The 11,459-nt window shown below is 43.1% G+C and carries 14 protein-coding genes; 1 reads left to right on the forward strand and 13 read right to left on the reverse strand.

Annotation, left to right across the window (positions count from 1 at the left end):
- Nucleotides 1-770: 770 nt before the first annotated feature.
- The 7 genes from F0229_RS18470 to dusA form a co-directional block, all read right to left on the reverse strand.
- Nucleotides 771-1,547, reverse strand: a complete 777-nt coding sequence (locus tag F0229_RS18470; protein ID WP_171733430.1) for a phosphoadenylyl-sulfate reductase — start codon at nt 1,545-1,547, stop codon at nt 771-773.
- Nucleotides 1,540-3,267 carry an assimilatory sulfite reductase (NADPH) hemoprotein subunit gene (cysI, locus tag F0229_RS18475; protein WP_171733431.1) on the reverse strand — a complete coding sequence of 576 codons (1,728 nt, stop codon included), beginning with the start codon at nt 3,265-3,267 and terminating at the stop codon, nt 1,540-1,542. Before cysI ends, F0229_RS18470 begins: the two co-directional genes overlap by 8 nt.
- Nucleotides 3,267-5,132 carry an assimilatory sulfite reductase (NADPH) flavoprotein subunit gene (locus F0229_RS18480; protein ID WP_017059952.1) on the reverse strand — a complete coding sequence of 622 codons (1,866 nt, stop codon included), beginning with the start codon at nt 5,130-5,132 and terminating at the stop codon, nt 3,267-3,269. The genes cysI and F0229_RS18480 overlap by 1 nt, the downstream gene beginning before the upstream one ends.
- 123 nt (nt 5,133-5,255) lie before the next feature.
- The gene (locus F0229_RS18485; RefSeq protein WP_004735813.1) at nt 5,256-5,486 is read right to left on the reverse strand and encodes a hypothetical protein; all 231 of its coding nucleotides are present in this window, start codon (nt 5,484-5,486) and stop codon (nt 5,256-5,258) included.
- 201 nt (nt 5,487-5,687) lie between these two features.
- Entirely contained in the window at nt 5,688-6,359 is a 672-nt protein-coding gene (locus tag F0229_RS18490; protein WP_171733432.1) for a TIGR04219 family outer membrane beta-barrel protein, read from the reverse strand.
- A gap of 135 nt (nt 6,360-6,494) precedes the next feature.
- Nucleotides 6,495-6,716, reverse strand: a complete 222-nt coding sequence (gene pspG / locus F0229_RS18495; protein WP_017059950.1) for an envelope stress response protein PspG — start codon at nt 6,714-6,716, stop codon at nt 6,495-6,497.
- A gap of 206 nt (nt 6,717-6,922) precedes the next feature.
- Nucleotides 6,923-7,927, reverse strand: a complete 1,005-nt coding sequence (dusA, locus tag F0229_RS18500; RefSeq protein WP_171733433.1) for a tRNA dihydrouridine(20/20a) synthase DusA — start codon at nt 7,925-7,927, stop codon at nt 6,923-6,925.
- Nucleotides 7,928-8,031: 104 nt separating this feature from the next.
- Here dusA and F0229_RS18505 point away from each other — a divergent pair, with 104 nt between their 5' ends.
- Nucleotides 8,032-9,105, forward strand: a complete 1,074-nt coding sequence (locus F0229_RS18505; protein ID WP_171733434.1) for a site-specific integrase — start codon at nt 8,032-8,034, stop codon at nt 9,103-9,105.
- Here the strand turns inward: F0229_RS18505 and F0229_RS18510 are convergent.
- The 6 genes from F0229_RS18510 to F0229_RS18535 all read right to left on the reverse strand — a co-directional run bounded on the left by F0229_RS18510 (nt 9,102) and on the right by F0229_RS18535 (nt 11,435).
- Nucleotides 9,102-9,737: a hypothetical protein gene (locus F0229_RS18510; protein WP_136994630.1), complete on the reverse strand. Its 636-nt coding sequence runs from the start codon at nt 9,735-9,737 to the stop codon at nt 9,102-9,104. The two genes, F0229_RS18505 and F0229_RS18510, sit on opposite strands and share 4 nt — an antisense overlap.
- Nucleotides 9,738-10,187: a hypothetical protein gene (locus tag F0229_RS18515; RefSeq protein ID WP_171733435.1), complete on the reverse strand. Its 450-nt coding sequence runs from the start codon at nt 10,185-10,187 to the stop codon at nt 9,738-9,740. It lies immediately after the preceding gene.
- Between the two features lie 136 nt (nt 10,188-10,323).
- Nucleotides 10,324-10,482, reverse strand: coding sequence for a hypothetical protein (locus F0229_RS18520; RefSeq protein ID WP_170968685.1), 159 nt, complete (start codon nt 10,480-10,482; stop codon nt 10,324-10,326).
- On the reverse strand, nt 10,482-10,700 hold the full coding sequence (locus F0229_RS18525) for a hypothetical protein (RefSeq protein ID WP_059021649.1): 219 nt from the start codon (nt 10,698-10,700) through the stop codon (nt 10,482-10,484). Before F0229_RS18525 ends, F0229_RS18520 begins: the two co-directional genes overlap by 1 nt.
- A 91-nt stretch (nt 10,701-10,791) precedes the next feature.
- Complete coding sequence (locus F0229_RS18530) at nt 10,792-11,211, reverse strand: virion protein (protein WP_016787872.1); 420 nt, start codon at nt 11,209-11,211, stop codon at nt 10,792-10,794.
- A gap of 17 nt (nt 11,212-11,228) precedes the next feature.
- On the reverse strand, nt 11,229-11,435 hold the full coding sequence (locus tag F0229_RS18535; protein WP_253821008.1) for a phage tail assembly chaperone: 207 nt from the start codon (nt 11,433-11,435) through the stop codon (nt 11,229-11,231).
- Nucleotides 11,436-11,459 lie beyond the last annotated feature (24 nt).

Raw genomic sequence — 11,459 nt, forward strand, 5'->3', positions numbered from 1 at the left:
ACCCGAAGGATTGTTAGTGTCGTTTCCGCTCGACTTGCATGTGTTAGGCCTGCCGCCAGCGTTCAATCTGAGCCATGATCAAACTCTTCAATTTAAGATTTTGTCGGCTCAATGAATACTGACTTCAAAACTACAAAAAGTAATTCTAAAGCTATTACCTTTCCAACAGAAAGATAATGAATTGACTGTGCCAAATACCTTCTTTCTACAAGAGAAAGTAGTTATTCGTATTGGTCACTCAGTTCATTGAAACCAAATTTGATTCCGAGGAATCTGTTTTACTTCTCTTTAAAAAAGGGAAGATAAAACGTTTTGATATTCATCAACGAGTGCCCACACAGATTGATAGGTTTAAATTATTAAAGAGCTTCTCTTCGTTGTGACTTACATCACTTCGGAAGAGGCGGCCATTCTAGCGATTTAATTCTCAGTGTCAAACACTTATTTGGAATTAATTCCTACTTTCTAAAAGTAGAAGCGAATTATCGCTTAAAGCTAGTTGCCTTACTAACATTCTGTGCTGAAGCCTTGTGGCGTCTGCCGTGTCAGTGAGGCGGCATTATAGAGATGTTCCTCACATTGGCAAGTGTTTATTAAAGGAAAATGTAAAAATAACGGTTAGATGACGAATAAACACTCAAAGCCTTATTTGTGCAAGTTTAACTACAAAGTACTTACAGAATAACCACAGACTTATCCACAATTGCTCTAATTTTCACCCTAGAAAACAAAAAAGCTGCCTTATGGCAGCTTTTTAAATGGCAATGAGTCTAAATCCCAGAGCCATATTGCTCTCCATCGTCTTCATGGAGACCACATTCTCGTTTTAGACCATTAAAACGGGTTTCTTCTTCAGTCATACCCGGTTCCCATTTCTTAGTAGTATGAGTATCTCCAACAGAAAGGTACCCCTGCTCACGAAGTGGGTGATAACTGAGACCATGCTCTTCTAAGTAATAATGAACATCTTTATTTGTCCAATCAATTACTGGCAAGAACTTAAACACACCATTTTGGATAGATAAGATAGGCAAGTTTGCACGCGATTGAGATTGCTCTCTTCTCAACCCAGAAAACCATGTCCCAGCCTCGAGCTCATCCAACGCTCTTCTCATCGGTTCAACTTTATTAAGCTTGTTGTACTTCTCTATCCCTTCTAGACCTTGCTCCCACAATTTCCCATATTGCGCTTCTTGCCAATTAGGGCTCTGTTGGGCGCGAAAGACTTGAAGGTTTAGAGTCAACTTCTGACTTAACTCATCAATAAAGCGATAGGTCTCCGGAAATAGATACCCTGTGTCAGTCAAAATAACCGGAATATCTGGTTTTGCTTGGGTCACTAGGTGCAACATCAATGCTGCTTGGATTCCGAAACTAGAAGACACAACATGTGTCCCTTCTAAATTATCTAAAGCCCACTTAACTCTTTCTAATGCGGTTAGCTGCTCTAACTCTGCGTTGATTTGTCCAAGACGAAGTATTTGCTCCGTCTTAGTCAATGCGAGTAGCTCTGCTAACTTCAGTTTTGAAGCGACAGAATTATGCATGCAGATCCCTCTTGGAAATGATCACCTCTTCGATGATGCCAGCTCGGATTGTAAAATCACCGAACCCTTCTTTGTCGTTGCGTTCTGTAGCCCAACGTCCCACCAGCGCATCAATCTCTTCTAAGATCTGAGCTGATGTGATGTTCTCTTTATACATCTTAGGGATACGAGTTCCGGCTTTGTTGCCACCTAAGTGCATGTTGTAACGCCCCGGAGCCTTGCCGACTAAACCAAGCTCAGCCAACATTGCACGACCACAACCGTTTGGACAACCTGTGATTCGAAGGATGATGTTATCTTCTTCTGGTAATCCATGTTTCTTCAGAATGTCTTCAACATCCGTTACAAACTCAGGAAGAAAACGCTCAGCTTCAGCCATTGCTAAAGGACATGTTGGGAATGCCACACAAGCCATTGAGTTTTTACGCTGCTCGGAAACGGCATCATCCATCAGACCGTATTGACGTGCCAGCTTTTCAATTTTTGCCTTTTGGCTCTTAGGTACACCTGCAACAATTAGGTTTTGGTTCGCTGTCATGCGGAAGTCACCTTTGTGGATCTTCGCTATTTCAGCAACACCTGTTTTCAGAGCTTTACCCGGAAAATCAAGTAAACGACCATTCTCGATGAATAACGCCAAGTGGTGCTTACCATCAATGCCTTCCGCCCAACCAATGCGATCACCACGGCCAGTAAACTCATAAGGACGGCTTTCAGAAAATTCTACGCCTGCACGCTTTTCTACTTCTGCTTTGAATACATCAATACCAACACGGTCTAGTGTGTATTTGGTTTTTGCATTCTTACGGTTTGAACGGTTACCCCAGTCACGCTGAGTCGTTACCACCGCCGCTGCTACATCTAACGTTTTATCTAATGGCACAAAACCAAAGTCGTCAGCTTTACGTGCATAAGTAGAGGTATCACCATGTGTCATAGCAAGACCGCCACCGACTAACACATTAAAGCCCACCAGCTTTCCGTCTTCAGCAATAGCAACAAAGTTAAGATCGTTAGCATGGACGTCCACATCATTTTGCGGAGGAATGACAACCGTCGTCTTGAACTTACGCGGTAGGTAGTTGCTACCAAGGATAGGTTCTTCATCCGTTGTTTCTAGTTTTTCACCATCTAACCAGATTTCTGCATAAGCACGAGTCTTCGGTAATAGATGTTCACTGATCTTTTTCGCCCACTCGTAAGCTTCTTGATGAAGTTCAGATTCAACTGGGTTTGTCGTACACAGAACATTTCGGTTTACATCACCCGCTGTCGCAATGGAATCAATGCCAATGTTATTGAGCGTTTGGTGCATCAACTTAATGTTCGGCTTCAACACACCGTGGAACTGAAACGTTTGACGTGTTGTTAGACGAATTGAACCGTAAGAGGTGCTTTCGTCTGCGAACTTATCAATCGCCAACCACTGCTTTGGAGTGATGATGCCACCAGGCATACGCGCACGAAGCATTACGTTGTGTAACGGTTCGAGCTTTTGCTTGGTACGTTCGTTACGAATATCACGGTCGTCTTGTTGATACATACCGTGGAAACGAATCAACTGGAAGTTATCAGCAGTAAAGCCACCTGTTATGCGGTCTTGGAGATCTTGTTCAATCGTACCGCGTAGGTTATTACTTTCACGCTTAAGACGCTCATTGTCAGCCAAAGGTCCAAGTACTTGACCTAGCACTTCTTGCTCTATTACTTGCTTGCTCATTAGTACACATCCCTTTGGTAACGTTTCGCTTTACGTAAATCATTAATATATTGTTCAGCTTGCTCGCGGCTCTGGTTGCCATGCTTTTCCGCTATCGAAACTAACGCTTCATGAACATCTTTAGCCATTCGAGTCGCATCGCCACAGACATAGAGGTACGCGCCCTCTTGCAGCCATTGCCACACCTGCTCTGCTTGTTCGATTAAACGGTCCTGAACATAAACCTTTTCTTTTTGGTCACGGCTAAAGGCAACATCGAGCTTAGTTAGCGCGCCAGACTTGAGGTACTTTTGCCATTCAACTTGGTATAAGAAATCTTGAGTAAAGGTACGGTCACCAAAGAACAACCAGCTTTTTCCTTCAGCATCATTGTTTTCACGCTCTTGAACAAAACTGCGGAACGGTGCGATACCGGTACCCGGGCCGACCATGATGATTGGTGTATTGTCGTCTTGTGGTAGCTTGAAGTTATTGTTGTTCTCTACAAACACCTTCACTTCACCACCCTCTTCAAGACGTTGAGCTAAGAAGCTAGAAGCTCCGCCTAAACGAGACTCTTCGCCTTTTTGGTATTCAACCAAACCAACCGTCAAGTGAACTTCTTCATCTACTTCTGCTTGGCTTGATGCAATAGAATAGAGACGCGGTGTCAGCTTACGTAACAGGCCAATTAACTCATCAGCCGATAGCTTAGTTTTCTTCTCAGCTAAAACATCGACAACTTGAGTATTACCCGCGTATTCACGAAGCTTGTCTTTATCTTCCACCAGCTTGATTAACTTCTTGCTGCCCGATAACTCAGCAAACTTAGTCACAAGTTGAGGGTTTGAAGTGGTAATCTCAAATTTACTCACTAGCGCACTATGGATAGATAGATTCTCACCATCGACATCGACACTTTCGATACCCGATAACCCAACCTTAGAAAGAATCTGATTTGCGAGTTCTGAACTGTTTTCATACCATACGCCTAGCGCATCGCCGGGTTGGTAGGTAATGCCCGACTCATCAAGATCAATCTCGATATGACGAACATCTTTACCCGAGTCACGACCCGTGATCTTTTGACTGGTTAATAGTGTCGCTGTATATGGATTTTGTTTGGTGTATTGCGAATGACCGGCAGCTGCTTGGCCTACTGGTAACTGAACGATATCAGCCTCGGCACCTGTCGATAGCGTTTCTTGAACTTGTGATAACGCTTTAGCGCGCCATTCCGTTGCTGACTCTTCGTAATCAACATCACAATCAAGGCGATCGACAAACGATTTCGCACCAAGCTTAGCGAGGAAGTTATCGAAGTCTTTAGCCGTTTGGCAGAAGAACTCATAGCTTGAGTCACCTAAACCAATCACACCGTATTGTAGGTTTGATAATTTTGGCGCTTTCTTCGATTGAAGGAATTCATGCAACTCAATCGCGTTATCAGGGGCTTCGCCCTCACCATTGGTTGAAGCGACGAAAATGACGTGTGTCTCTTTGGCTAGGTTCTTACCTTTATAATCACTCGCATCGAAAAGCTCGACGGCGATACCTAAGGCTTTTGCTTCTGCCTCTAGCGATTCAGCGACGCCTTTAGCATTACCGGTTTGAGAAGCGAAGATAATGCTGAGCTTACCCGCTGGCTTAGCCGCTACTGCAGCGGCCGCTTGAGCGATTGGCGCAGCAGCACCGACAGGCTGAGCTTGGCTCACTCCCCAAAGGTAACCACTGACCCATGCCAGTTGTTGTGAAGACAGTTCAGAAACAGTTTGCTGAAGATGACCCAATTGTTGGTCATTAAGTGGTGCTGCTAGCCCAGGTAACTCATTAGCCCCAGACTGTGCATTATTATTTTGTGAAGACTCTTTCTTATTTAAAGACATGGTCACGACATCCCTAATCATTGCGTGACGATAGATTAACCACTCCTTTTAATAACAAGAAAGAATAGAAAAGTATGTTTTATAACTTTTTGGAAGTAAAAACCGATTGAAACGTAAATTGTCTTACTGGTTTTCAATGCGTACTTGCTGAAAGCCAACCGCCATTGCCGATTTAGATGCCAAGTCTAAATCCGCGTAATGACATTCTTCACCATGAACATCAGTAAGCAGAACGAAGCCACCCCCCATATGGCGAAACTCCACAACCCAAGACCCTTCTTGAATTGAGGGCTCTATGATCGCTTCAACTAACAGGTTTTCTCTATATAAATTTCTCAATTCATTGAGTGTCATATTCCATCCCTTGCTTTGACCTCACTACATAGACCTTATAAGAATAGACGCAAATTGGCTCTCTGTATTAAGGATGGTCGAAAGTGATGAATGTGCTAACTAATTCCAGAAAGATATATACTCAAGTAACCAATAGATATAAAAAACGCCACTTAATAAAGTGGCGTTCTTAAAATTCGCTCTAAATTTGCTTTATATGGCCTAGAAGCGCACTTCAGCACCAGCAAACCAGCCATCGACCATAACAAAGCTCTTACCTAGTTCTGAGCTAAAGAACTCATCCGAATCTAAATCGATAACACGGTAACCACCACGCAGGGCAATTTCAGATTCTGATACAGGGATTCGGTACTGAACACCCGCCATCAAGTCAGTGCTCTTAATACCACTGCTATCACCGAACTCCATCGTACCAATGATATCGAAGTTGGTGTCCGGCACATTGATCTCTGCGTTACCGTAGAAGCTCCACGTGAACTCATCAAACGTCGATGTTTTCGCACCTGTTGCTTTTGGTTCAATGTAATTCGAGTTTGAGTATTGAGTAAACGCCACACCCGCATCGAAGTTCATCAGCTTGTGATCTAACAACGTGTAATAGAAGGTGTAATCGTACTTATCGAAAGCCAATGAATCTGCATCAACAGAAGTATAGCGAAAGCTAGCGTTTGGTAGCATCGGGGCATTATGCTCAAATGCGAAATACAACGAAGGTGAGTTAGAGTCATCATCTTGTCTAACTTCGTTTAGCTTTGTACTTCCCCACCACATATCGGCACCGACTTTAGCCGTGTAAGAAAACTCTTCTTCAGCAGACACTGCCGAGCTTAAAGATAGCATTCCCACTAAAGCAATTAATGGCATTTTATTCATTTGAGATAGCTCCAATTCCATATCGTTGTGCTAATTGTATGCACATTCATAGATTATTGGGGAAAATTCTATCACACATCTTAAATTCTCAAACGATAAACCGCTGACGATCAAAGATTTGACGACACCATGACCTTAGTAACGTCTTTGGTTAGAACTGTGTACAAAGTTTTTGAAAAACCACACACCGATTGCAATCACGATCAACCAAGGCAGTAACTTAAACACGACCCCCATCATACCTAAGACCAACATGACTAATAACGCTACTCCGGTTGCAGCCAATACCGTCATAAACGTGATACCAGTGACAAGTAGAGTTGCGACGAAAATAAGAACAAAGATTAATTCAAACATAATGGTCTCCCTAATGAGTTAATGACCTATCTTTCCTACTTTCTAACATTGCAGCTTCCATACCAAGTGTGCCAAACCAATAAAACCCTTATTTATCAGATAAATAAAAAGCCACACATCTTCATGCGTGGCTTTTCAGAAACTTACAGTGGTAAATTTAGCCTCTAGTGGCGAATTTAACCTTAAGTTTTTAACTTAGAGGGAGCTTAAACATTTAGCTCTTTAGGGATCTTAGCCAATGCTGTTTGCATCACTTCAATACCTGCACCTTTCTTATGTGCGTTTTCACTGATGTAGCGACGCCATTGTCTTGCACCAGGCATGCTTTGAAACAAACCAAGCATGTGACGAGAGATGTGACCTAAACTTGCGCCATTTGAAAGTTCACGCTCGATGTACGGGTACATCTCTTCGACAACCTGTGAGCGCTTCTTAATTGGTGTGTCTAAACCAAAGATCTGTTGATCAACTTCAGCCAAAATAAATGGGCTATGGTAAGCCTCACGACCAATCATCACACCATCAAGGTGTTGCAAGTGCTCCTTAGTTTGCTCAAGAGTCGTAATGCCACCATTCACGGCAATCACCAGATCAGAGAAATCTTTCTTGATTTGGTATGCACGATCGTAATCTAGCGGTGGGATCTCACGGTTCTCTTTCGGGCTAAGGCCACTCAACCACGCTTTACGCGCGTGAATAGTAAATTGCTCACAGCCACCTTTTTCAGAAACCGTCGAAACAAACTTAGTTAGAAACTCATAAGAGTCTTGCTCATCGATACCGATACGCGTTTTCACGGTAATTGGAATATCAGTGACTTCTTTCATCGCTGAAACACAATCTGCCACCAACTCGGGCTCAGCCATCAAGCATGCACCAAATCGACCATTCTGAACTCGGTCTGAAGGGCAACCTACGTTAAGATTCACTTCATCATAACCGCGTTCACCAGCAAGCTTGGCACAAGCAGCAAGATCAACCGGGTTTGAACCACCGAGTTGAAGTGCAAGAGGATGTTCTTGCTCGTTATATTCTAGGAAGTCGCCCTTACCATGTAAGATCGCGCCCGTTGTTACCATTTCCGTGTACAGAAGAGTCTGCTGAGAAAGCAAACGGTGAAAGTAACGACAGTGGCGGTCAGTCCAATCGAGCATGGGTGCAACAGAAAGTCGGTTACTAGCGTATTTACTGGTTTTATTAGTGTTTGTCATGATTCAGTCTCAATTAATACTGTACAAACATACAGTGAATTACCTAGAATTAAACGGAATTACTTCCTGTAGTACCCCTCAAGTACCCCTTTAGGAGTTGGACAATGGCAAGTTATACCATCGAGACCAGAAAGCTAAAAAGCGGTGAACCAAGGTTCAAGGTAACAATCATCGTTAAAAAGAATTCGCGCATTATACACAGGGAAAGCAAAACTCTAAAAAAGAAAGCACTCGCTAAAGCTTTCGGTAAAAAAAGGGTAGCTGAACTAGAGGCTCAAGGGGTACTCAATCAGCCAAAAACAGTCCCCCTTTCGGTACTCCTCGATTTGTTCATGGCCGAGCGTGACCTTTGGGACAATACAGGCCGAACAAAACGCTATGTGATTAAGATGCTTAGAGATTGCGATATCGCCCAAGTTGAGAGTAATCAGCTACGAACTAGCGACTTAATCGAGCACTGTAAAAACCGAAGAGGCGCAGGAGCCAAACCCGCAACGATTTATCATGATATTGCTTACCTACGTTCTGTAATGAAAAAATCTAAGCCTGTCTTCAACATCGACACCAATCACCAGATATTTGATGAAGCCGTACCCGTTCTGATTGATATGGGGTTAGTCGGTAAGAGCCAGAAACGAACACGCCGCCCAACTTCCGAAGAATTGAAACGCTTAAAGCTTGGGTTAGAACAACGTGAATCTTTCCGGCCAAACGGCACAACTCGAATCCCATTCACTGACATTCTAGAGTTCAGCATTCTTACTTGTATGCGAATTGGTGAAGTGTGCAAACTGCGTTGGGAAGACCTCAACCAAGAACATAAAACAATACTCGTTAGAGATAGAAAAGACCCAAGGAAGAAAGAAGGTAATCACATGATTGTGCCGTTGCTTGGTGAGTCATTTGAGATCGCACTAAAGCAACCAAACAAAGGCGAACTTATTTTCCCATACAACTCACGAAGTGTTAGCGCAGGCTTTCAAAGAGTAAGGAACGAATTGGGTATTGAGGATTTGAGGTATCACGACCTAAGAAGAGAGGGTGCAAGTCGCTTGTTTGAAAAGGGCTACTCAATTGAAGAAGTAGCCCAAGTAACAGGTCATAGGAATTTGAATATTTTATGGCAGGTATATACGCAATTGTTCCCGCAAAATTTACACAAGAAAACTAAAGTTTAGTTACTCTCTTGATTTCTTGTCGCTACAAATTTGAGTAGCTCTATACCTTCATCGGTTATCTGGCCATCAGTATCAATTATTTCTAAAGAATGATGGCCATCAGAATACAAACATCTAATACCAGTTAAAGCTCCACCGTTAAGGCCAAAAACCAAGCCACTGTGGATCCGGTTAACTACCACTCTAAAAAAAGTTTTGATTTCACTATAAGGCATAGACAAAGTCTGTTCTGCACCAATAACATCGTTAACGATCGTTTGAAGTATAAATACTTTAGGCGGGCTAATCTCGACACCTTTGTAATCCAATGCATCAGGAAACTCAGGCTTCTTATCAATAGTAGGGTTGTTCATTTCCACTTTAGCCCCCTTAATAGCGGTGACAACAGTGTCAACATCCATCACCACATCGTTATGAGTTTCTATGGAACACTCTCCCTCAGCGTGAATGTACTTACTCCCACCACTTGTAAAACTGTCACTGATCCGAATACCAAAATCATCTTGGTTACCATCATCAACATCGTAAAATCCAAAATATTCACGACATTCAGGACATCGACTAGGCCTTGTCGGGAGCAGCATAGTGATCTTTAGTCCGCAGTTCGAACAGTTGATAGGATATTTTTTCATTTACCTTTCCACATCAGTTTCATTGATTTTTATAACACCTTGAGTGGATGCCTTGGCAACGGCCTCGTAGTTCTTTATTTTTCCGCCATTAATTACTATTTCGCCACCAGTATCAGCTTCAAATGCTCTGGGGTTAGGCTCAGGCCTCAATCTTACAACGTTATCTGCTTTCGCGCTTAGTACCTGCTCTTGATACTCGAAGTAACGATTTACTACAATCACAGCAACTCCCAAAACCATGGTAAATATTGACAACCACACGGTAGTAGGAGATGCACTATATACATCAGACTTTGATGCTAGGTTAAGAGTGCTTCTTATCACATCCTCAACCAATGGATACCAAAATGGAGATGAGCTACCAGCAAGTCCTCCGGCAACCAAAGTGCTTCCGATCAAGTAAAATTGATTAGGCTTTATTGCTTTAATTAGCTTGATAAATGAATCCATTGTTATACCTCACTCGCCATAATATAAATTGCTTACCCGCGTATATGGTAGCATTTGTATATAATTCAAGCCTTGCCTACAACATTTACCAAATCAACTTAATCACGACGAGACCTCTACTTCGAACAAAGCACTCTCAGTTTGGGCTTTTACTTTCAAGTCGTGTCAAACGCTCATCCATCTTTTCCATCATCAAGCGCAGCCACTTAACATCGGTTTTGAGTGTGATACCCACACCGACACCGCTAGACAAGGCACTAACAACGGCGATTATTAATGTTTGATACTCTGCCATTACTTGAACTCATTGCGTAGGGTTTCCCATAGGCCAAATACTATTGGAGCACTTGCGCCAATAATGCCACCGAATTGAACACCGTCTGCCGATACGCTAGCAGTGATAAGTTCAGGGTGACCAGCTACCAAAGCAGCTCCCGCGCCAAGTAACGCTAAACCCTTTTTGGTTGATGGTTGGTCAAGGTCGATACCGATTTTTTCTAGTAAGCTTTTCATAATAATTTGCTCTGTCGTAAATACTTGATGGTGTAGGCGGCGAGAACGCCACCTACTACGGTAATAGCTATTTTTTTGTAGTCTTCTTTGGTCATGCCATGGCAACCCCTTCACGCGCCATGCTTAAACCGTAATAGCTCCCGACTTCTTTACGACTCATTGCATGTAATAGCTTAGCTAGCTGTTCGTTGTTGTTCACATCGACAACCTGATTACGACCGATGCCCGTCCACTCGCTAACGTGTTTGATGTATAGCTCGGTGTCGTTCTCCACTGACGGAGCGAAGCGGTTTATCATTTCGCTTAAGGTTTGAAAGCCTTGTCGTGAGTAGCTACGAAGAACACGCGCCCCCGCTCGAAAGCCATAAACCGGATGCTTGAACTCTTCGAAGCTTTTATCTAGGTCAAGTAGATGCTCACCATCCCACTGAGTGCGATCACCTTTGGACTCACGAATATTTAGCGGGTTGTTATTACGCACACCACGCGGCAGAGTTTTTCTATATGTCATGTAGGCTAGCCCCCCAATTATGAAGACGCTTGCGGCAATGATGGTTTTTGAGGCCATACCACATCTTCCGGATTAGTAAACGTTTGAGGGATATCGCGTAGAGCTTGGCGATACTGGCGAAATAAGGTTTCATCTACCCCCTGATCAATAGAGGTTTCCAAAAGCTTATCTGCTGCCTTTAATTTGGCATCACGAATAGCACGAACTTCAGTCCATCGAGTCATAGAAACAAGCTCAATAGTTGTAAA

Source organism: Vibrio sp. AIC-3 (assembly GCF_013114515.1).
Taxonomy (GTDB): Bacteria; Pseudomonadota; Gammaproteobacteria; order Enterobacterales; family Vibrionaceae; genus Vibrio; species Vibrio crassostreae_C.

Excerpts from the sequence above, each read along its gene's own strand:
- F0229_RS18470 (WP_171733430.1), bottom strand. The coding sequence starts at position 1,547 with ATGCATAATTCTGTCGCTTCAAAACTGAAGTTAGCAGAGCTACTCGCA.
- cysI (WP_171733431.1), bottom strand. The coding sequence starts at position 3,267 with ATGAGCAAGCAAGTAATAGAGCAAGAAGTGCTAGGTCAAGTACTTGGA.
- F0229_RS18480 (WP_017059952.1), bottom strand. The coding sequence starts at position 5,132 with ATGTCTTTAAATAAGAAAGAGTCTTCACAAAATAATAATGCACAGTCT.
- F0229_RS18485 (WP_004735813.1), bottom strand. The coding sequence starts at position 5,486 with ATGACACTCAATGAATTGAGAAATTTATATAGAGAAAACCTGTTAGTT.
- F0229_RS18490 (WP_171733432.1), bottom strand. The coding sequence starts at position 6,359 with ATGAATAAAATGCCATTAATTGCTTTAGTGGGAATGCTATCTTTAAGC.
- pspG (WP_017059950.1), bottom strand. The coding sequence starts at position 6,716 with ATGTTTGAATTAATCTTTGTTCTTATTTTCGTCGCAACTCTACTTGTC.
- dusA (WP_171733433.1), bottom strand. The coding sequence starts at position 7,927 with ATGACAAACACTAATAAAACCAGTAAATACGCTAGTAACCGACTTTCT.
- F0229_RS18505 (WP_171733434.1), top strand. The coding sequence starts at position 8,032 with ATGGCAAGTTATACCATCGAGACCAGAAAGCTAAAAAGCGGTGAACCA.
- F0229_RS18510 (WP_136994630.1), bottom strand. The coding sequence starts at position 9,737 with ATGAAAAAATATCCTATCAACTGTTCGAACTGCGGACTAAAGATCACT.
- F0229_RS18515 (WP_171733435.1), bottom strand. The coding sequence starts at position 10,187 with ATGGATTCATTTATCAAGCTAATTAAAGCAATAAAGCCTAATCAATTT.
- F0229_RS18520 (WP_170968685.1), bottom strand. The coding sequence starts at position 10,482 with ATGGCAGAGTATCAAACATTAATAATCGCCGTTGTTAGTGCCTTGTCT.
- F0229_RS18525 (WP_059021649.1), bottom strand. The coding sequence starts at position 10,700 with ATGAAAAGCTTACTAGAAAAAATCGGTATCGACCTTGACCAACCATCA.
- F0229_RS18530 (WP_016787872.1), bottom strand. The coding sequence starts at position 11,211 with ATGACATATAGAAAAACTCTGCCGCGTGGTGTGCGTAATAACAACCCG.
- F0229_RS18535 (WP_253821008.1), bottom strand. The coding sequence starts at position 11,435 with ATGACTCGATGGACTGAAGTTCGTGCTATTCGTGATGCCAAATTAAAG.